General features: G+C 76.3%; 15 protein-coding genes. 6 read left to right on the top strand and 9 right to left on the bottom strand.

Going from position 1 to position 22,204, the window contains the following annotated elements; genetic code table 11:
- Positions 1-11: 11 nt before the first annotated feature.
- The 3 genes from ABWU78_RS10730 to ABWU78_RS10720 all read right to left on the bottom strand — a co-directional run bounded on the left by ABWU78_RS10730 (position 12) and on the right by ABWU78_RS10720 (position 8,003).
- Complete coding sequence (locus tag ABWU78_RS10730) at positions 12-3,413, bottom strand: UvrD-helicase domain-containing protein (RefSeq protein ID WP_439158353.1); 3,402 nt, start codon at positions 3,411-3,413, stop codon at positions 12-14.
- A gap of 74 nt (positions 3,414-3,487) precedes the next feature.
- Positions 3,488-6,985 (bottom strand): ATP-dependent helicase, encoded by a 3,498-nt coding sequence (locus ABWU78_RS10725; protein WP_439158335.1) that lies wholly within the window; start codon positions 6,983-6,985, stop codon positions 3,488-3,490.
- A 58-nt stretch (positions 6,986-7,043) separates the two neighbouring features.
- Positions 7,044-8,003: a DUF3152 domain-containing protein gene (locus ABWU78_RS10720; protein ID WP_439158334.1), complete on the bottom strand. Its 960-nt coding sequence runs from the start codon at positions 8,001-8,003 to the stop codon at positions 7,044-7,046.
- Between the two features lie 66 nt (positions 8,004-8,069).
- Here ABWU78_RS10720 and ABWU78_RS10715 point away from each other — a divergent pair, with 66 nt between their 5' ends.
- Both ABWU78_RS10715 and ABWU78_RS10710 read left to right on the top strand, forming a co-directional pair.
- Complete coding sequence (locus ABWU78_RS10715) at positions 8,070-8,867, top strand: TetR/AcrR family transcriptional regulator (RefSeq protein WP_439158333.1); 798 nt, start codon at positions 8,070-8,072, stop codon at positions 8,865-8,867.
- 94 nt (positions 8,868-8,961) lie between these two features.
- On the top strand, positions 8,962-9,186 hold the full coding sequence (locus ABWU78_RS10710) for a DUF3107 domain-containing protein (protein WP_205205335.1): 225 nt from the start codon (positions 8,962-8,964) through the stop codon (positions 9,184-9,186).
- A gap of 57 nt (positions 9,187-9,243) precedes the next feature.
- On the opposite strand, the gene ABWU78_RS10705 is transcribed toward ABWU78_RS10710, so the two are convergent.
- Positions 9,244-9,957, bottom strand: coding sequence for a ferritin-like fold-containing protein (locus ABWU78_RS10705; RefSeq protein WP_353707893.1), 714 nt, complete (start codon positions 9,955-9,957; stop codon positions 9,244-9,246).
- A gap of 242 nt (positions 9,958-10,199) precedes the next feature.
- Between ABWU78_RS10705 and ABWU78_RS10700 the strand changes: the two genes are divergently transcribed.
- Positions 10,200-11,846, top strand: a complete 1,647-nt coding sequence (locus tag ABWU78_RS10700; protein WP_439158332.1) for a DEAD/DEAH box helicase — start codon at positions 10,200-10,202, stop codon at positions 11,844-11,846.
- A gap of 97 nt (positions 11,847-11,943) precedes the next feature.
- Here ABWU78_RS10700 and ABWU78_RS10695 read toward each other — a convergent pair whose 3' ends face one another.
- Together ABWU78_RS10695 and ABWU78_RS10690 are read right to left on the bottom strand one after the other, a co-directional pair.
- Complete coding sequence (locus ABWU78_RS10695; protein ID WP_253050933.1) at positions 11,944-13,134, bottom strand: CynX/NimT family MFS transporter; 1,191 nt, start codon at positions 13,132-13,134, stop codon at positions 11,944-11,946.
- Entirely contained in the window at positions 13,131-13,841 is a 711-nt protein-coding gene (locus tag ABWU78_RS10690) for a FadR/GntR family transcriptional regulator (protein WP_439158331.1), read from the bottom strand. Before ABWU78_RS10690 ends, ABWU78_RS10695 begins: the two co-directional genes overlap by 4 nt.
- A gap of 140 nt (positions 13,842-13,981) precedes the next feature.
- Here ABWU78_RS10690 and ABWU78_RS10685 point away from each other — a divergent pair, with 140 nt between their 5' ends.
- On the top strand, positions 13,982-16,063 hold the full coding sequence (locus ABWU78_RS10685; RefSeq protein WP_439158330.1) for a carbohydrate binding domain-containing protein: 2,082 nt from the start codon (positions 13,982-13,984) through the stop codon (positions 16,061-16,063).
- 73 nt (positions 16,064-16,136) lie between these two features.
- Here ABWU78_RS10685 and ABWU78_RS10680 read toward each other — a convergent pair whose 3' ends face one another.
- The 3 genes from ABWU78_RS10680 to ABWU78_RS10670 form a co-directional block, all read right to left on the bottom strand.
- A complete protein-coding gene (locus tag ABWU78_RS10680) occupies positions 16,137-17,921 on the bottom strand; it encodes a beta-N-acetylhexosaminidase (protein ID WP_439158329.1) in 1,785 nt (594 codons plus the stop codon).
- A gap of 157 nt (positions 17,922-18,078) precedes the next feature.
- Positions 18,079-18,711, bottom strand: coding sequence for a MarC family protein (locus ABWU78_RS10675; RefSeq protein WP_336722006.1), 633 nt, complete (start codon positions 18,709-18,711; stop codon positions 18,079-18,081).
- A 7-nt stretch (positions 18,712-18,718) separates the two neighbouring features.
- A complete protein-coding gene (locus ABWU78_RS10670) occupies positions 18,719-19,558 on the bottom strand; it encodes a PHP domain-containing protein (RefSeq protein ID WP_264031786.1) in 840 nt (279 codons plus the stop codon).
- Between the two features lie 118 nt (positions 19,559-19,676).
- On the opposite strand from ABWU78_RS10670, the gene ABWU78_RS10665 reads away from it, so the two are divergent.
- Together ABWU78_RS10665 and ABWU78_RS10660 are read left to right on the top strand one after the other, a co-directional pair.
- Positions 19,677-20,564, top strand: a complete 888-nt coding sequence (locus ABWU78_RS10665) for an alpha/beta fold hydrolase (protein WP_439158328.1) — start codon at positions 19,677-19,679, stop codon at positions 20,562-20,564.
- Positions 20,561-22,198, top strand: coding sequence for an aminopeptidase P family protein (locus ABWU78_RS10660; protein ID WP_353707886.1), 1,638 nt, complete (start codon positions 20,561-20,563; stop codon positions 22,196-22,198). The genes ABWU78_RS10665 and ABWU78_RS10660 overlap by 4 nt, the downstream gene beginning before the upstream one ends.
- Positions 22,199-22,204 lie beyond the last annotated feature (6 nt).

The raw sequence follows: 22,204 nt of genomic DNA, 5'->3' as shown, positions 1-22,204 counted from the left end.
CGGTCCGCCGCTCAGCCCGCCAGCAGCGCCTCGATCTCCGCCTCGCCCAGGAGCCGGCGTGGGCGCACGGTCTCGTCGGACGCGACGTAGTAGAACGCGGCGTTCACCTTGTCGAGCGGGATCCCCGTCCACCGCGACCACGCGAGCCGGTAGACCGCGAGCTGCACCTCGCGCACGCTGCGCGCCGCGGGGTCCGCCGGCGCCCGTCCCGTCTTCCAGTCGACGACCACGACGGCGTCCCGCGCCCCGCCGGCGTGCTCGGGCCGCTCGGGGAAGACCGCGTCGATGCGCGAGCGCAGCACCGTGCCGCCGACCGGGGTCTCGACGTCGACCTCGACCGCGACGGGGGTCCTGGTGGCCCACTCGGACGCGAGGAACGTCCGCTGCAGGGTCTCGAGGTCCGCGTCCGGGTCGAGGTCGTCGTCGTCCGCGCCGGGGAGGTCCTCGACGTCCAGGAGCGACGACGTCGTGAAGTAGCGCTCGGCCCACAGGTGGAACCGCGTGCCGCGACGCGCGTGCACCGTGGGCTCGACCGGGACCGGGCGCCGCAGGTGCAGCGCGTACTCGTCGCGGTCGGCCGCGAGACGCACGAGGCTCGACGCCGAGACGTGCGCGGGCAGCTCGACCTCCCGGCCCGAGCGCTCGGCCCGCTCCGCGAGCAGGACCTGGGCGAGCGCGACGAGGTCGCGTCCCTCGGCGTCGACGAGCACGCCCGTGGGCGCCGTGAGCCCCGCGGGGCCGCTCCCGTCCGCGCGGGCGAGGGCGGCACGCTCGACCGCCGCCGCGGTGTCGCGCAGGACGGCGCGGGCCGACCCGTCGGGGGCGTCGTCCGGTGCGGGCCACTCCCCCGTGACCTCGACGTCCTCCAGCGGGTTGGTGTCGTCGGGCCCGGGCGGGGCCGACCAGCCGTCCGCCGCCACGACCCCGGACTCCACGAGCTCGAGGAGGAACGGCGAGAGCACGCGCGGGCGAGAGCCCGTCTGCCACCACGAGGCCGTGAGGTACAGCTCCCGACGCGCCCGGGTGAACGCGACGTACGCGAGCCGACGCTCCTCCGCGAGCTGGTGCTCGCCGCACGCCGCCCGGAACTCGTCGCGCCGCGCCACGAGCTCCTTGGTGTCCGACGCGAGGTCGTAGCGGAACTCCGGCAGGTCGGCGGCGTCGCCGCGCAGCGGGTACGGGAGCTGGCTCACGTCGGTCAGCCAGCCGCTGTCCGCGCGCACTCCCGAGGACGACTGCGCCGTCGTCGGGAACACGCCGTCGACGAGCCCCGGGACGACGACGACGTCCCACTCGAGCCCCTTCGCGGCGTGCGCGGTGATGACCTGCACGGCGTCCGGGTCGGGCTCGCGCACGGGCAGGTCCAGCCCGTTCTCGCGCGTCGACGCGACCCCGAGCCACGCCAGGAACGCGCCCAGCGTCACGACGTCCGCCGTCTGGGTGAACGTCGCGGCCACGTCGCGGAACGCGTCGAGGTGCTCGCGCGCGCGGTCGCTCACGGCCTCCGGGTCCACGAGCCGGCGCGACGCGAGCAGCGCCTCGGTCGTGACGGCCTCGACGTCGAGACCGAGCGCGCGCTCCGCCTCGACGACGAGCTCCGGGAGCGACAGGTACGTGAGCCCGCGCAGCGCGCGCAGGGTGCGGGCGAGCGCCGACAGGCGGGCGTGGCCCTGCGGCGTGAGCGTGCGGCCGTCGGCGGCGGGCTCGCCCGGCTCGGGAAGGTCGTCGAGGGCGTCGACGATCGAGCGGTGGTCGGCCACGTCGCCCTCCACGACCACGAGCTCGGCGCCGTCGCCGTCGGCCGGCGCCGCCGCGCGACGGCGCGACCCGAGCGCGCCCTCGTGCCGCGCGAGGTCCGCCGCGCGGCTGCCCAGGGCGTGCAGGTCCGCCGCCCCGAGGTTGAGCCGGGGACCCGTGAGGAGACGGACGAGCGCGTCGCCGCGCGAGGGGTCGTGCACCGCCTCGAGGAGCGCGACGACGTCGACGACCTCCGGCGTCGTCAGGAGCCCGCCGAGCCCCACGACCTCCACCGGCAGGCCGCGGCGCCGCAGCGCCACCTCGACCGCGGCGAACTGGCTGCGCTTGCGGCACAGGACCGCGGCCGTGACGCGCCCGCCCGGGGCGCTCGCCGGCCGCCAGCGCGCGGCGACGAGCTCCGCGACGGCCGCGGCCTCCTCCTCGGCGGTGGCCGCGACGTGCGCGGACACCGTGCCCGGTCCGGCGCCCGGGCGCAGCGCGAGCGCGGGGACCTCGACCCGGTCGCCGCCACCCGCCCCCGCCGCCCCCCGCAGCGGGCCCGCGGTGACGTTCGCCGCGGCCAGCACCGCGGCGTCGTTGCGCCACGACGTCGACAGGAAGCGCACGTCCGACCGGTCGCCCGACGACCGCGGGAACCGCTCGGGGAACCGCGCGAGGCCGCCCGCGCTCGCGCCGCGCCACCCGTAGATCGACTGGTGCGGGTCGCCGACCGCGGTCACGGGGTGCCCGCCGCCGAACAGCCCCGCGAGGAGCTCGACCTGCGCGTGCGACGTGTCCTGGTACTCGTCGAGCAGGACGACGCGGAACCGCGCCCGCTCCGTCTCCCCCACGACCGGGACCTCGCGCGCGAGCCGGGCCGCGAGCGCCACCTGGTCGCCGAAGTCGAGGGAGTCCGTGGCGCGCTTGCGGCGCCGGTACTCCGCGACGACGTCGAGCAGCCGGACGCGCTCGGCGACGTCGCCGACGAGCTTCTCGACCTCCTTGGTCCGGGCCTTCTGCCGCGGTCCGAGCGGGAGCGCGTCGAGCTGCTCGACGATGGCGGCCAGGCGGTCGCGCGCGTCGGCGGGCTCGAGGAGGTGCTCGCCGAGCGCGCCCGACAGCCCGAGCACCGCCGCGACGACGGTGCTCAGCGCGCGGTCCGTGCCGAGGTCGTCGTCCCAGCCCTCCACGACCTCGGACGCGAGCTGCCACTGCTGCGCCTCGCCCAGCAGCCGCGCGCCGGGCTCGACGCCGACGCGCAGGCCGTGGTCCCCGACGAGCGACGCGGCGTACGCGTTGTACGTCGCGACCGTCGGGCGGTCGAGCAGCGACAGGGCGGACGACGCGCCGCCGCGGGCGCGCGCTAGCTGTGCGAGCCGCACCTGGACGCGCTCGGACAGCTCGCCTGCCGCCTTGCGCGTGAAGGTCAGGCCGAGCACCGCGTCGGGCGCGACGAGCTCGTTCGCGATGAGCCAGACGACGCGCGCCGCCATCGTCTCCGTCTTGCCCGAGCCCGCCCCGGCGACGACGAGCGTCGGCTCGAGCGGCGCCTCGATCACCTCGACCTGCTCCGGCGTCGGCCGGGGCCGGCCCAGCAGGTCCGCGATGCGGGTCGCGGACAGCGTCGGGCGGGGCGGGGCGTCGGCGCCCGCCCCGGCCGTCGTCGCCTCGACCACGACCCCGTCGGCCGCGACCAGCCGGACCGGCGGTCGCGTCGCCTCGGGTTCCGGGAGCTCGAACAGCTCGCTGCTCACGCCACGACCCTCCTGCCCTCGGGCTGCACCGGGCACGCACGCCGCACCGGGCACATCTCGCACAGCCCGTTCTGGCGGGCCGTGAACGTCGCCGCCGACATCGTGCCGGCAGCCTCCTCGACGAGGTCGCGCGCCCAGCTCGAGCCGTCGGCTGCCGGGTCGAGCGCGGGCTGCGGGACGACGGCGGGGCCGACGTGCGTGCTGCCCACGTAGACGAGCTGCGCCCCCGCGCTCCGCGTCCCCTCGGGCACGTCGAGGGCGCCTGCCTCGACCGCGAGCTGGTACGCGCCGAGCTGCGGGTGCTCGGCGCCCTCGGCCTTGGTCGCGGTGCGCCGTCCGGTCTTGAGGTCGACGACGCGGACCGTGCCCTCGCCCGCGTCCTCGACCCGGTCGATCGTCCCGCGCAGGCGCGCGCGACCGACGGTGACGTCGAACGTCGGCTCGACGAGGAGCGGCTCGCCCGCCTGCGCCACGTAGGCCGCGAGCTTCTCGATCATGCGCTCCGCACGACGGCGGAGCTGGCGCGTCGGCCAGCCCTCGGGCAGCGCGAGCTCGGCCCAGCGGCGGTCGAGCTCGGCGCGCAGCTCGGCGAGCGACCCCGACGGGTGGGTCTCCGCGATCGAGTGCACGAGCGTGCCGAGGCTCTGGTGCGTCGCGTCCGGCGCGGTGCCGCCCGCGGCCTCGAGCGACCACCGCAGCGGGCAGGTCGAGACGGTCTCGACCTTCGACGGCGACACGGTGACGATCTCCTGCGCGCCACGCAGCGGCGCGGCGCTCGACACGCCGGCGACCCCGTACCAGGTCTCGGGTCGCGCCTCCGCGACCCCGAGCTCGCCCAGGTCGGCCAGGAGCGTGGCCGCCGCGACCGCACGCGCGTCCGGGACGCCGTCGGGGCCCCCCTCGGGGACGCGCCCGCCGTGGAGGTCGGCGCCACCGCGGGAGTCGTCGGGCACGCGACCCGGTCCCTGCTCCGCAGCTGCCGGGGACACCCGCGCCGCGCCCGCGGCGGCCTCGACGAGAACGCCGCGGGCCGCGGCCACGAGCCCGCGCAGGTCGAGCGGGGCGCCGACGCGCACGTGCCGCCGCGCCTCCGGGTCGGCGCCGGGGCCGGAGGGGGTCCCGCCCGCCGCAGCCGGACCCGGCGACCCGTCGTCCGGCGCGCCGCCGTCCGGGCCCTCGTCCGGACCGTCGGGCCCGGCGGGCGGGACGACCAGGTCGCAGAACACGGAGGGCGCCTCCTCGGCGTCCTGGACCGCCGTCACCACGAGCCGCCGGGTCGCGCGCGACGTCGCGACGACGAACGCGCGCAGCTCGTCCGCGAGCACCTGCGCCCGCGCCTGCGACCCCACGCCGTGCGCGTCGTGCGCGCGGCCCGCGAGGAGCTCGACGAGCGCCTGCGACCCGAGCAGCGAGTCGCGCAGGCGGAGGTCGGGCCAGACACCGTCCTGCACGCCCGCGACCACGACGACGTCCCACTCGCGCCCGGCGGCACCCGCGGGCGTCAGCGCCGCGACGGCGTCGGCACCGCTCGCGCTCGCCGCGAGCGAGTCGGCCGGCAGGTCCTGCGACGCGAGGTACTCGACGAACGCCTCGGCCGGCGCACCGGGCATGCGGTCGACGAACGTCTCCGCCGCGCGGAACAGGGCGAGCACCGCGTCGAGGTCACGGTCCGCACGCGCCCCGGCCGGGCCGCCGTCGAGCGCCGCCGAGCGCCACCGCTCCGCGAGCCCGGTCGCCGCCCACACCGCCCACAGCACGGTCTGCGCCGTCGCGCCGGGCTCGGCCGCCGCAGCCCGCCCCGCCGCGAGCGCCCGCGCGACGGCGACCGGGCCCCGGCGCACGGTCGGGGGCAGCGTCGCCGCGCGCGCCGGGTCCTGCAGCAGCTCGACGAGCAGCGCGTCCGACGAGCGCCCGCCCCCGCCCTCGAGCTCCTCGGCCCGCAGCGCGCGCCGCAGCCGGCGCAGCGCGACGACGTCCAGCGCGCCGACGGGCGACGTGAGCAGGGCCGCCGCGGTGAAAGGGTCCAGCGCGTCGGCGTCCTCCGGGTCGGCGACGCACGCACGGACCGCGGCGAGCAGCGGCGCGACCGCCGGCTCGTCGCGCAGCGGGACGTCGGAGCCGAGCAGCGTGACCGGCACCGAGGCGGCGACGAGCTCGCGGCGCAGCGCAGCGAGGCGGGTCCCGGTCCGCGCGATCACGGCCATCCGGTGCCACGGGGTGCCGTGCAGCAGGTGCTCGGCCCGCAGCTCGCGCGCCACGAACGCGGACTCCTGCGCGACGGCCGAGAGCACGGCGACCTGGACGGGCACGGCGGCCCCGGGCTCGCCGCCTCCGCCGGTCCCCGACGACGCGCCCGGCGAACCGGCCGCGTCGCCCGCGCCGACCGGGGCCCCCCGGGAGGCGGCACCGCGGTGCACCGCGCCGGCGACGGTGCCGACCTGCGCCGCGACCCGGCGCGTCACGGCGCGCAGCGCGGGGTCCTGCCGCCACGCCGTGCCGAGCACGGCGACGCGCGCCCCGAGCTCGCCGCGCCGGGCACCGTCCCGGCGGGCGGGCGCCGAGGCGCGGCCGACGAGGCCCGGGCTCGCGCCGCGGAAGGTCTGCACCGCGGCGTCGGGGTCGCCGAGCAGCACGAGCCGGGCGCCGTCGTCGTGCAGCACGTGCAGCAGCCGCGCGGTCGCGACCGTCGCCTCCTGGTAGTCGTCGACGACGACGAGGTCCCACCGCGGGCGCGCGGCGTCGGGCACCTCGTCGTCCCACGCGAGCAGCGCCTCGGCCGCCTCGTCGACCACGATCGCCGGGTCGAACCGGGCGCCCGCGTCCGGGGTCCCCGAGCGCAGCGCGGTCACGTCGAGGTACTCCGCGAAGAGCTGGGCGCCCAGCGACCACTCCGGCCGGTCGTAGCGGTCGCCGAGCGCGGCGAGGTCGGCGGGCGTCAGGCCGCGCTCGGCCGCGCGCATGAGGAGGTCGCGGAGCTCCTGGCGCAGGCCCCGGAGCCCGAGCGCCTCCTCGGGCAGTCCGGGCGGCAGGACCAGGGGGGAGCCCAGGTGCGCGAGGTCGCCCTCCAGGTGGCCCTCCAGCAGCTCGGAGAGCACGAGGTCCTGCTCGGGGCCGGAGATGAGCGTGGGGACGGGCTCCCCCAGCGCGGCCGCACGCTCGCGCAGCACCGCGAAGGCCGCGGAGGCCGCGGTGCGCACCATCGGCGCCCCGACGGTGCGCCGCGCGCGGGCCGACAGGCGGTCCCGGAGCGCCGCCGCCGCCCGACGCGACGCGGCGAGGAGCAGGACGCGCTCGGGGGCGAGGCCGTCGGCGAGCGCCGCGAGCACGACCTCCTGCGCGACGAGGGTCTTCCCCGTGCCCGGCGCCCCGACGACGAGCGTCACGCCGGGACGGGACGCGGCGGCGAGCGCCGCACGCTGGGAGTCGTCGAGCGTGACGTCGGCCTCGTGGTCGCGAGGCCGCGCGACGAGGCGAGGGGCGGTCGTCCGGGGCACGGACCCGATCCCATCACGCGCCACCCACACCGCCGGCGTCGCCGACGGCGCGGCGCGACTACGGCACGGGCCACCCGTTGGTCAGGCAGCCCTGGGCAGAGATCGACTGCTGCACCATCACCGGCGCGACCGCGCCCGGGGCCGGGCAGTCCTCGTGGCCGTGCCCGAGCACATGACCCACCTCGTGGTTCACCAGGTACTGGCGGTACGTCGCGAGGTCGTCCCCGAAGTCGGGGGCGCCGAGCACCCAGCGCTCGAAGTTGAGCACCGCGACGCCGGACACGGAGTTGCCGCACGAGTACTTCCCCTCGGTCGCGAGGGGGGCGCACATCCGGTCGGTGGTCGCGGGGCTGGCGAGCACGACGCGGATCGACGCGTCGTCGGCCGCCGTGCGGGAGAACGTCACCCCGTCGGGGCCCGACCACCCGCGCGGGTCGTTGAGCGTCGCGAGCACGGCCGTCGCGAGGACCTCGCCGTCCACGGGCAGACCCTGCTCGACCTCGACCCGCACGGACCGCACGACGCCCGTGCCGGGTGCGGGCGACTCCCCGGGGACGACGTCGAGCGCACCGCCGAGGTCCGGAGCGACGACGACGTCGCCCACGAGGCCCGAGCCGGGGTCGGCGACCGGCGCCTCGAGGGTCGTGGGCGCGGGGTCCGGCACGGGGTCCGCGGCCGGAGCCGTCGGCGCGTCCGCGGGGGCGAGCGGCGCGACCACGTCCGGGCGCGGCGCGACGAGCTCGCGCAGCTCCGGGGCCCGCACGACGTCGTCCGCGCGCTCCACGCCCGACCGGCTCGCCGCGTCGGGCTCGTCACGGACGGGCGCGGGCGGGTCCTCGCGGTCCGCCGAGACCGGTGCCGGAGCGCCCGGGACGTCCCACACCTCCGCCGTGGCGGCACCGCCGCCGAAGCCGACGACGAGGCAGGCGGCGACCGCCGCACCGTGCCGCAGGCCCTGCGAGGAGCGCTTCACGCGCGGCGTCGACGGGCGGTTCGAGGGGGTATGTCTGTCGGGCACCCGCCCATCGTCCCACTCCTCGCGACGCCCGGTCGACACCGGCCCCCGTTTCCGTATCCTCCCCCCATGACCGGAGCCAGCGAGGGACGTACGCGCGGCACGGCCGGGCCGCCCGTCCCCGCGCGCACCCGGATGCCCCGGGACGAGCGGCGCACGCAGCTCCTGACGATCGCCGAGGAGCTCTTCGCCTCCCACGGCTACCACCACATCTCGATGGACGACATCGCGGACCGCGCCGGGGTCGGCAAGCCCGTGCTGTACCGACACTTCCCCTCGAAGCTCGACCTCTACCTCGCGCTCATCGACGACCAGGGCGACCGCCTCGTCCGCTCCGTCCACGTGACGCTCGACCCGTTCCGCGAGCCGGCCCCCGGGATCTCGGCGAGCGACCTCGACGCGCTCGCGGTCGACGGGCTCGCCGTCATCGAGGGCATCGTCCGGGCGTACGTCGCCTACGCGCGCACCGCGGGCAGGTCCGCGGCCCTGCTCTTCGAGTCCGACGTCATGCGCGACCCGGTGGTGCGGGCGCGCGTGCTCGCCCCCGACGCCCGCATCGCCGGGGCGTTCGCCGACGTGCTCGTCCGGATCACCGACCTCGACGCGGACGAGGCGCTCGTCGTCTCGCGGACGTGCACGGCCGTGGGTCGGGCGGCGGCGACCGAGGCCGTGCGGCCGGACGGGACCGCGTCCGCCGACGACGTCACCCGGCTCGTCCCGCGCCTCGTCTGGCGCGGGGTGCACGGGATGCTGCGCCGCTCACGGGCGGGTTCGCCGGACGCCGCGGGGACGACGTCGCCCGACGTCGCCCCGGCGCCGGGCCCGGACCCCGACGCGGCGCTCGACGGGTCGACCGCGGGAATCTGACTACTATCGAACGCGTTGTCGCCGGTGGGACGCCCACGGGCGGCCCGAGACCCGTCGTCGCTGCGCCTGGCGCAGCCGCTGTGAGGAGATGTGCGTGGAAGTCACGATCGGTGTGCAGAACCTGGCCCGTGAGCTCGTCGTCGACACGGACCTGTCCGCCGACGCCGTGGCGACCGCCGTCGCGGACGCCCTCGGCGGCGCCCCCGCCCTCGAGCTCACCGACTCGCGCGGTCGTCGCGTGATCGTCCCGACGGCGTCGCTCGGCTACGTCGAGATCGGCACCGAGGAGCAGCGCAAGGTCGGTTTCGGCTCTCTCTGACGCCACGACCTGACCGTCACGTGCCGCCGTCGCGCCTCGGGCGCGGCGGCGGCTTCGTCATGCCGCCAGACCCAGGCGGTCCATGCGCCGGGAGTGCTCCGCCGTGAGGCGCGAGAACACCCACGACTGCGTCGCGGGCGCCGGGCCGCCCGACCCGGCGTCGGCCGTCGCGTCCACGCCCGCCGCGACGAGCCGGGCGAGAGCGGGCCGCTCGGACAGGACGACGCCCACGACGCCCAGCGCCTCGCCGACGAGGCGCCGGCCCCACAGCGCGAGGCGGGACGCGAGCACCGGGTCCGCGGCGGCGGCGTCCGCGATGACGGGGGCGTAGCGCTGCGAGGGCGTGTCCTGCGTGAGCGCCTCCACGACGACGTCGCGCGAGCGCTCGTCGAGGCCCTGGGCCGCGAGCAGGCAGAAGTCGTCCGCGACGCCCTGGCCGACGTACCCCTTGAGGATCCCCTCCCACCAGGTGCTCGGACGGGTGCGGGCGTCGAAGTCGTCGAAGAGGCCGTCGAACGCCGTCATGCAGTCGGCGGGGTCGCCGCCGAGCTCGTCGACGCGCACGAGGACGCGCTCCTGCCGGTCGAGCATCGCCGCCGCGAGCCGGGACAGGGCCTGACGCTGGCGCAGCGTGGGCGCGTGCGCGGCGTCGCCCGCGAGGCGTCCGAAGCTCGCGAGCTCGGTGTACGCGACGAGCCCGAGCAGCTCCACCGCGTCCGCGTGGTCCGCCGTGGGCAGGGTCAGGGGGCTCGCGTGCTCGGCGTCGCTCATCGGGACAGGATAGTTCTCCGATATCATGGCCGACGTACATCGGTTGCCCGGTCGTCCAGACCTCACGCTCGTCACGCGGAACGACGACGGCACGGCACGGTCCGCAGCGCGGTCCTGGCCACGACATCCCACGATCGGCTGCCGGCCACGAGGTGCGTACGACCGCGACCGGGAGCCTCCCGGGACCGGGCCCCGCCGGGCCCGCCGACGGTCGCGCGTGCCCGAACGAGACAGAGGCACCAGTGACCACCACAGACGCCACCCCTGACGTGAGCGCGGACGCGACCACCGTCGCCGCCAGCGTCCACGCGGACAACACCACCTTCGCCGACTTCGGCGTGCGCCAGGAGATCGTCGACGCGCTCTCCGACGCGGGCATCGTCCAGCCCTTCCCCATCCAGGCGATGACGCTCCCGGTCGCGATGTCGGGCCACGACATCATCGGCCAGGCCAAGACCGGCACCGGCAAGACGTTCGGCTTCGGCGTGCCGCTGCTGCACCGCGTCGTCGCGCCGGGCGAGCCCGGGTTCGACGAGCTGCCCTCGCCCGGCAAGCCGCAGGCGCTCGTCGTCGTCCCGACGCGCGAGCTCGCGGTCCAGGTCGCGAACGACCTCGGCACCGCCTCGAAGCGGCGCTCCGTGCGCATCGTCCAGCTCTACGGCGGCCGCGCCTACGAGCCGCAGGTCGAGGCGCTGCAGCGCGGCGTCGAGGTCGTCGTCGGCACCCCGGGCCGCATGATCGACCTGATGAACCAGGGCCACCTCAACCTCACGCGGGCCGCGATCGTGGTCCTCGACGAGGCGGACGAGATGCTCGACCTGGGCTTCCTCCCGGACGTCGAGAAGATCCTGGCCCGCACGCCCGCGCAGCGCCACACCATGCTGTTCTCGGCGACCATGCCGGGCGCCGTCGTGTCGATGGCGCGCCGCTACATGAAGCAGCCGACGCACATCCGCGCGAACGACCCCGACGACGGCGGCCAGACGGTCAAGAACATCGAGCAGGTCGTCTACCGCGCGCACGCGCTGGACAAGGTCGAGATGCTCGCGCGCATCCTCCAGGCGGAGGGCCGCGGACGCACGATCGCGTTCGCGCGGACCAAGCGCACCGCGGCGAAGGTCGCGGACGAGCTCGTCGACCGCGGCTTCGCCGCCGGCTCGATCCACGGCGACCTCGGCCAGGGCGCGCGCGAGCAGGCACTGCGCGCGTTCCGCAACGGCAAGATCGACGTGCTCGTCGCGACGGACGTCGCGGCGCGCGGCATCGACGTCGAGGACGTCACGCACGTCGTGAACTACCAGTGCCCCGAGGACGAGAAGACGTACCTGCACCGCACGGGCCGCACGGGCCGTGCGGGCAACAAGGGCACCGCCGTCACGTTCGTCGACTGGGACGACATCCCGCGCTGGTCGCTCATCGACAAGGCGCTCGGCCTCGGCATCCCCGAGCCGGTCGAGACGTACTCGAGCTCGCCGCACCTGTACACCGACCTGCACATCCCCGAGGGCACCAAGGGCCGCCTCCCCAAGGACCGGCGCACGCTCGCCGGGCTCGACGCGGAGGAGATCGAGGACCTCGGCGAGACCGGCAAGCGGCACACCCCGGCCGGCGGGTCGCGGGGACGCCAGGGCGGCCGGTCCGACGGCGGTCGCAGCCGGGGCGAGCAGGGTGACCGCGGACGGTCGGGCGGCCAGGGCCGCTCCGGCGGCCGACGCGCGGAGGGCGAGCGCTCGGGCGGTCGTCCCGAGGGCGAGCAGACCGACGCCGCGGGCGCACCGTCCGAGGGCGGCGAGCGCCGTCGTCGGTCCCGCAACCGTCGCCGCACGCGCGGCGGCCGTCCGGTCGAGCAGCAGGGCGGCGCCGAGGCGACCGCCCAGCCCGCGGAGTAGCCCGGAAGGTCTCGCAAGCCCGCCGACGAACCCCGGGTCGCTCCCCACGGTCACCACGCCGTGGGAGCGACCCGGGGTTCGTCGCGTCCGGGACCGGTCAGTGCACGTGCGCGTCCCGGCCCGCGAACCACACGGCGACGCCCTGGACGGCGGCCGCCGCGACGAGCAGGAGGAGCGGCAGCGTCCACGCGCCGGTGGCGTCGTGCGCGAGCCCGAGGCCGAGCGGCCCGGTCGCCGCGAGCAGGTAGCCCGCGCTCTGCGCCATGCCGGAGAGCTCGGACGTGTGGGCGGCATCGCGGGCCCGCAGGGCCATGAGCGTGAGCGCGAGGCTGATGCCGCCGCCCTGGCCCAGGCCCACCAGCACGACCCAGAGCGCCGCGGCGCCGGGGGCGAGGGCCAGCCCGAGCAGCCCCGTCCCGACGAGCACGACGAGCGCGATCCCGATGCCCCGCTGGCGGCGCATGCGCCCGGCGAGGACCGGGGTCACGAACGACCCGAGGATGCCCGCGAGGTTGCACAGCGCGAGGAGCCAGCCGCCCGCCTCCGGCGTCCGGCCGAGCGCGACCATGATCTCCGGGAGCCACGCGTTGACGGCGTAGAACGACAGCGACTGCATGCCCATGACGACCGTGACCGCCCAGGCGAGCGGGCTCCGCCACACCGTAGAGCGCGCGACCCCGGCCCCCGCGCCCGCGCCGAACGCCGTCGCGCCGGCCGGGTCGGGCCGCAGCGCGCGCGGCACCCACACGAGCACGCCGAGGACGGCGAGCACGCCCCACGTCGCGAGCGCGCCGCGCCAGTCGAGACCGGCCGCGGTCGCGACCGGGATCGTCAGCCCCGCGGCGAGCGCGGCGCCGCCCGACAGCGCCATCGAGTACAGCCCCGTCATGAGGCCGATGCGGTCGGCGAAGTCGCGCTTGATGAGCGCGGGGAGCAGGACGTTCCCGAGGCCGATCGCGCACCCGGCGACCACGGTCCCGGCGAACAGGCCCCACGTCTCGGGGACGAGCCGCAGCGCGAAGCCGACGCACAGCGCGACGAGGCTCACGAAGAGCGCGCGCTCGAGGCCCCACCGCCGCGCGAGCACCGGCGCGAGCGGCGCGAGGAGGCCGAAGCACAGGACGGGCAGCGTCGTGAGCACGCCGGCCGCCGTCGCGCTGAGCCCCAGGTCGGCGCGGATCTCCCCGAGCACCGGCGAGATCGACACGACGGCGGGGCGCAGGTTGAGCGACGCCAGGACGATCGCGACGACCGCCCCCACCCCCAGCGGTCGGCGCAGCCCGCTCACGCGTCGGCCTCCGTCGCCCCGGCGCGCTCCGCGGCGGCCTCCACCAGGTGCGCGCGCACGGCGTCGATCGTCGCGGCCACCGCGTCCTCGGCCGCGTCGGCGTCGCCGGCCCGGATCGCGGCCACCACCTCCTCGTGGCCGGGGACGTCGCGGTGGTGCAGGCGCTGCTCCCCCGAGGGGTACGTCCGGACGAGCGCGTGGTCGAGGCCGTCGTAGAGGTCCGCGAGCAGCGGGTTGCCGGCGGCGCGCACGACCTCGGCGTGGAACGCGACGTCGGCGGCCTGGAACGTGTCCTCGTCCGCACCGCGGGCCGCGGTCTGGGCCGCGAGCGCCGCGTCGAGCCGGGCGAGCGCGCCCGCGTCGTGCCGGACGGCCGCCGCCCGCGCCGCACCGCGCTCGAGGACGCCGCGCACGTCGAGCACGTGGAAGGCGTCGGTGGTCCGCGCGCGGCGCGCCAGGGCGGCGTCGAGGCCGTCGGCCGCGCGGACGTAGGTGCCGTCGCCGCGCCGGGGCTCGAGGACGCCGGCGTGCTCGAGGGCCCGCACGGCCTCGCGGACCGTGTTCCGACCCACGCCGAGCTCGGCCACGAGCTCGGGCTCCGGCGGGATCCGGGAGCCGACCGGCCACTCCCCGCGAGCGATGCGCTCGCTGAGCCGCTCGACGACGAGCTCGGACACCTTGCGGGGCGGGACGATCGGCTGGTTCACCGAAAGAACCTAACATCCCCTGTTTGGCCGCGGCGACGAGGACGGGCCGTACGGGGTCTCTCGTACGGGGATTGACCAGCACGGGGCGCCCGGAGGACCTTGCGCGGGACCGCTCCTCGACGACGAAAGCGAGACCCACCATGGACCCCACGACCCCACGACGCCGACGGCTGCGCAGGATCCTCGCGCTCGTCGCCTCGGCGACGCTCGTCGGGACGCTGCTCACCGGGACCACCACCGCCACCGCAGCGGACACCGAGCTCGCCGTCAACGGCGGGTTCGAGTCGGGGCTGTCGGGGTGGACGTGCTCCGGCTCGACCGGACAGGCGACCGCGAGCCCGGTCCGCACCGGCAGCGGGGCCCTGCGGGCCGCGCCCGCCGGCGCGGACAACGCGCGCTGCTCGCAGTCCGTCCCGGTGCAGCCCTCCTCGACGTACACGCTCAGCGCGTGGGTCCAGGGCGCGTACGTCTACCTGGGGGCGAGCGGCGCGACCGCGCAGGACGTCTCCACGTGGACGCCGTCCGCCTCGACCTGGCAGCGCCTCAGCCTGACGTTCACCACCTCGGCGACGGCCACGTCGGCGACGATCTACCTGCACGGCTGGTACGGCCAGCCGGCCTACGTCGTCGACGACGTCAGCCTCGTCGGCCCGGGCGGCGGCACGACGCAGCCGCCCGCCACGCCCACCGGGCTCACCGCCGGCACCCCCACCGCCAGCAGCGTCCCCCTCACTTGGGGCGCCGTGACCGGCGCCACCGGCTACGCCGTCTACCGCGACGGCACGAAGATCGCCACCACCACGACCCCGTCCACCACCGTCGCCGGGCTCGCCGCGTCCACCGCCTACTCCTTCCAGGTCACCGCCACCAACGGCGCCGGCGAGTCCGCCCGCTCCACCGCCGTCACCGTGACCACGGCTGGCGGCACGACGCAGCCTCCGGCCACCCCGACCGGCCTCGCCGCCGGCACCCCCACCGCCAGCAGCGTCCCGCTCACCTGGGGCGCGGTGACCGGCGCCACCGGGTACGCCGTCTACCGCGACGGCACGAAGATCACGACCACCACGACCCCGTCCACCACCGTCACCGGGCTCGCCGCCTCGACCGCCTACTCCTTCCAGGTCACCGCCACCAACAGCGCCGGCGAGTCCGCCCGCTCCACCGCCGTCACCGTCACGACGGCCGACGGCGGAGGCACCGGCGGCGGCCTCCCGCCGCACGCGCTCGTCGGCTACCTGCACGCCTCGTTCGCCAACGGCTCGGGCTACACCCGCATGGCGGACGTCCCCGACTCGTGGGACGTCATCAACCTCGCGTTCGGCGAGCCGACGAGCGTCACGTCCGGGGACATCCGGTTCAGCCTGTGCCCGCAGACCGAGTGCCCGAACGTCGAGTCGGTCGCCGAGTTCAAGGCCGCCGTCGCCGCCAAGCGCGCGGCGGGCAAGAAGGTGCTCCTGTCGATCGGCGGGCAGAACGGTCAGGTGCAGCTCACGACGACCGCCGCGCGCGACGCGTTCGTCGCGTCGGTGAGCTCGATCATCGACACCTACGGGCTGGACGGGGTCGACATCGACTTCGAGGGCCACTCGCTGTACCTGAACACGGGCGACACGGACTTCCGCAACCCGACCACGCCGGTGATCGTCAACCTCATCTCCGCGCTCAAGACGCTCGCGGCGCGCTACGGCGACGACTTCGTGCTGACCATGGCGCCGGAGGCGTTCTTCGTCCAGAACGGCTACCAGTTCTACGGCTCCGGGCCGTGGGGCGGTCAGGACCCGCGGTGCGGCGCGTACCTGCCCGTCATCCACGCGCTGCGCGACGACCTGACGCTCCTGCACGTCCAGGACTACAACTCGGGCCCGATCATGGGGCTCGACGACCAGTACCACACCATGGGCGGCGCGGACTTCCACATCGCCATGACGGACATGCTGCTCACCGGCTTCCCGGTCGCGCGCGACACGTCCAAGGTGTTCCCCGCGCTGCGCCCGGACCAGGTCGCGATCGGCCTGCCGGCGAGCACGCAGGCGGGCAACGGCCACACCGCGCCCGCCCAGGTCAACCAGGCCCTGGACTGCCTCACGAAGGGCACGGGCTGCGGGTCGTACCAGACGCACGGGCGGTGGCCCGGGCTGCGCGGCCTCATGACGTGGTCGATCAACTGGGACCGCTACAACGGCTGGGAGTTCTCGCGGAACTTCGACGCCTACTGGCCCTGACGGCCGTCGTGACGCACCGACCGTGACGCACCGGCGTCCGGGGGCCGCGACCCCCGGACGCCGGCCGTCCGCCTCAGTCGTCCCAGCGCACGTCGTGCACGCGGTTCCACCCGATGCCCGCGGCGTCCCACCGAGGGGCCAGCCGCACGATCCGTGCCTCGAAGTCCTCGTAGTCGCGGTCGGCCTGGGCGGTCCAGGCCACCTCGGCGAGCGCGGGCAGGCGGGGGAAGGTCATGAAGTCCACGTAGACCTCGACGTCGACGAACTCGTCGGTGCTCGTCGGCAGGTGGGTGAGGCTGTCCGGGTAGGAGCGGTCCGACCACAGGGGCGCCTCGACCCCGGCGACGCGTCCCGCGACGTCGACCTTCCGCTCCGGGTCGAGGGTCGACGTCAGCTCGGTCTCGGGGTCCCACGAGTACGCGCGCTCGAGGTCGATCCGCGCGGCCCACTCGAGCCCGTACGGGGTGAGGTCGTCGTACTTCATGTCGAGGTACGTGCGGTCCGCGGGAGACATGATCAGGTCGGCGCCCGCGGCGAGCGCCGCGCGCACCTCCTGGACGTCCGCGGTCTCCCGCGCGGTCCCGATGAGCCCCCGGTTGCGCTCGCCCACGCCCCAGTACTGGATCAGGCTGCCCTCCGGCAGGGTCGTGCCCTGAGCCCACTGGTGCCAGCCGACGACCGTGCGCCCGTGCTCCGCGACGATCTGGTTCGCCGCCGCGGTGTAGTTCTCGTACCAGCCCTCCGCGGGGCTGGGAGCCTCGTCCCCGCCCAGGTGCACGTACGGACCGGGGTTCTGCGCGACGACGGCGGCGAAGACGGTGTCGAGGTACTCCTGGACCGCCGGCATGTTCTCGTCGCTCGAGCAGATCATGGGGTTGTTCACCTCCGGCCCCCAGTACGGCTCGCCGGGCGTCCCGTCGCAGCGCAGCGACCCCAGCACGGACTGCGCGGCGAGCGTGTGCCCGGGTCCGTCGATCTCGGGGACGACGGTGACGTACCGGTCGGCCGCGTACTCGACGATCTCCGCGTACTCCTCGGGCGTGTAGAACCACGGCCCGCCCGTCCCCGGCGGCCAGCCCTCCTGCGTCCGGCCGCCCACCTCGGTGAGCTCCGGCAGGCCGTCGACCGTGAGCCGCCAGCCCTGGTCGTCGGACAGGTGCAGGTGCAGCACGTTGAGCCGGTAGTCCGCGAGGTGGTCGACGAACCGCTGGACGTCCTCGACCGGGGCGAAGCGCCGCGCGACGTCGAGCATCGCGCCGCGGTACGCGTAGCGCGGCGCGTCGGTGATCTCGACCGCCGGCACCTCCCACGCGACGTCGTCGACGGGGGCGGACGCCTCGACCTCGGACGGCAGGAGCTGGAGCAGCGTGCGCGTGCCGCGGTACAGGCCCGCGGGCGTCGTGCTGGCGAGCACGACGCCGCCCTCCCCGGCCTCCAGGGTGTACGCCTCGGCCGCCGGGTCGTCGAGCAGGCCGTCGGGGTCCCACGACTCGCCGCCGGGCTCGAGCCGCAGCACCACCGCGCCGCCGTCGGCCTCGGGGTCCGTCTCGACCGGGAGGTCGAGCGCCGTGGGCGTGCGCAGCTCCGCGGCGAGCAGCTCGCCGACGTGGACCGCGCCCTCCTGCCCGACGGCGCTGCCCGCCGCCGCGTCGACGACGACCCGGGTCCCGCCGTCGAGCACGAAGGGCGCGGCGTCCGAGACCTCGACCGACGCCGGGAGCGGGACGAGCCCGAGCTCCTGCGCCGTCGGTGCCCCTCCGGGGGTGGACGTGCAGCCGGCGAGGGCCACGACCCCGCCCACCCCCATCACGGTGACCACGCCGAGCGTGCGTCGCGCCGAGCGCGTGCCAGCATTCATGAGGACCCCTGCCGAACTGGTCGCGCGGACGGCCGTCGTCCGCACCGCTGCCGACCCTAGCGCTCCCCCGACAGGCTCCGCGAGGCCGTGCGCGGCACCACGAGGTGCCGGGTCGGGGGTCGCGGCTCGCGCGGCGCGGCACGACCCGCGGCGGACGTCAGGCGGCCTGGACGAACTGCGTGACGGCGTCGGCCACGAGCTGGACCGCGATGGCGGCGAGCAGCAGACCGGCGATGCGCGTCACGAGGATGGTCCCGGAGTCGCCGAGCACGCGGTTGATGACGTTCGCGAAGCGCATGGAGAGCCAGAGGCACACGTGCACCGCGACGACGCCCGCGACGATCGCGACCCACTCCGCGACGCCGCCTCCGCGCTCCCCCGCGCGCTGGACGAAGACCATGGTCGCGACGATCGCGCCCGGGCCGGCGAGCAGCGGCGTGCCGAGCGGCACGAGCGCGACGTTGACGCCCTTGTTGCCCGACGGCTGCGGCTCCTCCATCTTGCCCGTGAGCAGCTCCATCGCGACGAGGAGCAGCAGCAGCCCGCCCGCGGTCTGGAGCGCGGGCAGCGAGATGTGCATGTAGCTGAGGATCTGCTGGCCGAACGCCGCGAACGCGACGATCACGCCGAACGCGACGAGGATCGCGGTGCGTGCCGCCTGGTTGCGCTGCTTGGCACCCATCGCGCTCGTCAGGCCCAGGAACACCGGCACCGTGCCGGGCGGGTCCATGATGACGAACAGGGTGACGAAGACCTCCGTGAAGAGCCGGACGTCGAAGACCTCGCTCATCGTCCGATCATCGGATCACGTCCAACTGTCCCAGCTCCTCGATCTGCTCCAGCACGGTCGGTGCTGTCGTGTTCTCCCCGAGCCGGTTCGGTTTGCCGGCCCCGTGGTAGTCGCTCGACCCGGTGACGAACAGGCCCAGGGTGCGGGCCAGGTCCTCGAGCCGTGCGCGCTGACGCTCGTCGTGGTCGCGGTGGAACACCTCGAGCCCCGCGAGCCCCGCCGCCGTCATCTCCTCGATCACCGCGTCGGACACGACGCGCCCTCGGCCGTCCGCGCCCGGGTGGGCGAAGACGGGCACACCCCCCGCGGCACGGATGCCCCGCACCGCCGCGACGGCGTCGGGCGCGTAGTGGGGCACGTAGTACGGGGTGTCGGTGGCGAGGATCGTCGCGAACGCCGCCGAGCGGTCGGGCGAGAGCCCTGCGGCGACGAGCGCGTCCGCGATGTGCGGCCGCCCGATCGTCGTGCCCTCGACGGTCTGCGCGAGCACATCATCCCACGTGATCGGGTAGTCCTCGGCGATGAGGTCGACCATCCGCCGCGCCCGGCTCGTGCGCGCGTCGCGCGTGCGGTCGAGCTCCGCGAGGAGCGCCGCGTGCGCCGGGTCGTGCAGGTAGGAGAGCAGGTGCACGCTGATGCCGCCCGAGCGGGCCGAGATCTCCGCGCCGCGCACGAGCGCGACGCCGTGGCGCAGCGCCGCGTCCGTCGCCTGCGCCCAGCCGGCGGTCGTGTCGTGGTCCGTGAGCGCGACGACGTCGAGCCCGGCCGCGGCCGCGGCCTCGACTACCTCCCCCGGCGCGTCCGTGCCGTCCGACGCGGTCGAGTGGGTGTGGAGGTCGATGCGCACGGGTCCCAGGATAGTGACGGGACACCGGGTCGGCGGCACGGGACCCGCACACGATGTGCACACGGGGCGCCGCCCCTCCCCACGGCCGTCCCAGGCTCGGGTGCCACAGTCGGGAGCGATGACCCCCACGACGCACGCCCCCGTCCTGCTCGCCCCGCCCGCCCCCCGCACCGACGCGCCCGCCGACGGCCCGGAGCGCCCGCCCGCCGTCGTCTTCGTGCACGGCATGCGCACGTCCGGCGCGATCTGGGACCACCAGGTCGACCACGTGCGCGCCCTCGGGCACGACGCCGTCGCCGTGGACCTGCCCGCGCACGGCGCCCTCGCGCACGAGCGGTTCACGCTCGACCGGTCCTTCGAGGTGCTCGACGAGGCCGCCGCCTCGTTCGGACCGGACCGTCGCGTCGCGCTGGTCGGGCTCTCGCTCGGCGGCTACACGTCGCTCGCCTGGGCGGCCCGCCGCCCCGCGAACCTCGCGGGCGTGGTCGCCGCGGCCTGCACGTCGGACCCCAAGGGCAAGCCCGTCGCGCTGTACCGCGACGTCGCACGCCTCGTCGTGGCGGGCGGGGGCGCCGTCGGGCGCGGGGCGCGCTGGGCGGCGCGCACGAGCGCGGCGGCGTGGAGCACGATCGCCCGCGGCGGGCGCTCGCTCCCGGGCGGCGCCGCGTCGTCGTACGCGCTCGCCGGTCCGGCCGACGCGGGTGCCCCCGCTCCGGCCGCACCCGGTTGGCACGTCGTGACCGACGCCCTCACCCAGCTCGCGGGCCGCTCGTGGCTCGCCCACGTGCGCGACGTCGACGTGCCCGTCTGGCTCGTCAACGGCGCCCGCGACCACATGCGCCTCGACGAGCAGCGCTACCTCGCCGCCGCCGCGGACGCCGCGCTCGTCGTCGTGCCGCGCGCCGGCCACGACGTCAACAGCGAGGCCCCCGAGGCCTTCAACCGCGTGCTCGGGCGCGCGCTCGCGGACTTCGGCCGCGTGCGCGGTGCGAGACTGGGGGCATGACCGACGCCACCCCCGTCACGCCCGAGCCCACGTCCGAGACGCCCGACCAGGCACCCGACAGCGCCGGCGACGGCCAGGACCTGGCCGCGCGCGGCAGCAACCGCTCCCAGCGCCCCGACTCCGACGCGTTCAAGGCCTTCATCACGAGCGGCTGGGCGCCGCGCGCGGAGCTCGACGTCGAGCCCCTCCCGGCCGCCCCGTACACCGTCGCCCGCCGCGCCGCGCTGTCCGCCCGGTTCCCGGGCGCGCGCCTCGTGGTGCCCGCCGGGCCGCTGAAGACGCGCTCGAACGACACCGACTACCGGTTCCGCCCGCACTCGGCGTTCGCGCACCTCACCGGCTACGGCACGGACCAGGAGCCCGACGCGGTGCTCGTGCTGCACCCCGTGGAGCCCGGGACCGGCGACGGCGGCTCGGACCACCACGCCGTGCTCTACGTGCGCCCGCTCGCCGCGCGCGACACCGAGGAGTTCTACGCCGACTCGCGCTACGGCGAGTTCTGGGTCGGCGCGCGGCCGTCGCTCGACGACGTCGCGGCGGCCACGGGCGTCGAGGCTCGCCACGTCGACGAGCTGCGCGACGCGCTCGCCAAGGACGTCGGCCCGGGCGGGGTGACGCTGCTCGTCGTCGCGGGCGCCGACGAGGCCGTGGAGGCGCTCGTCGAGGCGATCCGCGCGGAGGCCGGGCTGGACGACGTCGAGGGCGCCCAGGACCAGGAGCTCACCGAGGCCGAGTGGCTCGCCCGGGCGGAGGCCGCCTACCGGCGCACCGACGCCGCGCTCGTCGAGGCCGTCTCCGAGCTGCGGCTCGTCAAGGACGCCCACGAGGTCGAGCAGATGCGCGAGGCCGTCGCCGCCACGATCGCGGGCTTCGAGGAGGTCGTGCGGAACCTCCCGCGCGCCGTCGAGCACCGGCGCGGCGAGCGCGTCATCGAGACGACGTTCGACGCCCACGCGCGCCTCGAGGGCAACACGGTCGGCTACGAGACGATCGCCGCGGCCGGCGAGCACGCGACGACGCTGCACTGGATCCGCAACGATGGCGTCGTGCGCACGGGCGAGCTGGTGCTGCTCGACGCGGGCGTCGAGGTCGACTCGCTCTACACGGCGGACGTCACGCGCACGCTGCCCGTCGACGGCGAGTTCACCGAGGTCCAGCGCCGCGTGTACCAGGCGGTGCTCGACGCCGCGGACGCCGCGTTCGCCGTCGCCGTGCCGGGCGCGCGCTTCCGCGACGTGCACGCCGCCGCGATGGAGGTCGTCGCCGCGCGCCTGGAGGAGTGGGGCCTGCTCCCGGTGAGCGCCGCCGAGTCGCTCTCGCCCGAGGGGCAGCAGCACCGTCGCTGGATGGTGCACGGCACGAGCCACCACCTGGGCCTGGACGTGCACGACTGCGCGCAGGCGCGCCGCGAGCTCTACCTCGACGGGATCCTGCAGCCCGGCATGGTCTTCACGATCGAGCCCGGTCTGTACTTCAAGGCGGACGACCTGGCGGTCCCGGAGGAGTACCGCGGGATCGGCGTCCGCATCGAGGACGACGTGCTCGTGACCGCCGACGGCAACGAGAACCTCTCGGCCGCGCTCCCCCGCCGCCCCGAGGACGTGGAGGCCTGGATGGCGCGCCTGCGCGCCTGAGGCGGC

This window comes from Cellulosimicrobium sp. CpK407, assembly GCF_051844275.1.
In the GTDB taxonomy this organism is placed as follows: Bacteria; Actinomycetota; Actinomycetes; order Actinomycetales; family Cellulomonadaceae; genus Cellulosimicrobium; species Cellulosimicrobium cellulans_G.
The sequence above is the reverse complement of the archived record's forward strand: the minus strand, read 5'-3'. Positions and strand labels throughout refer to the sequence as shown.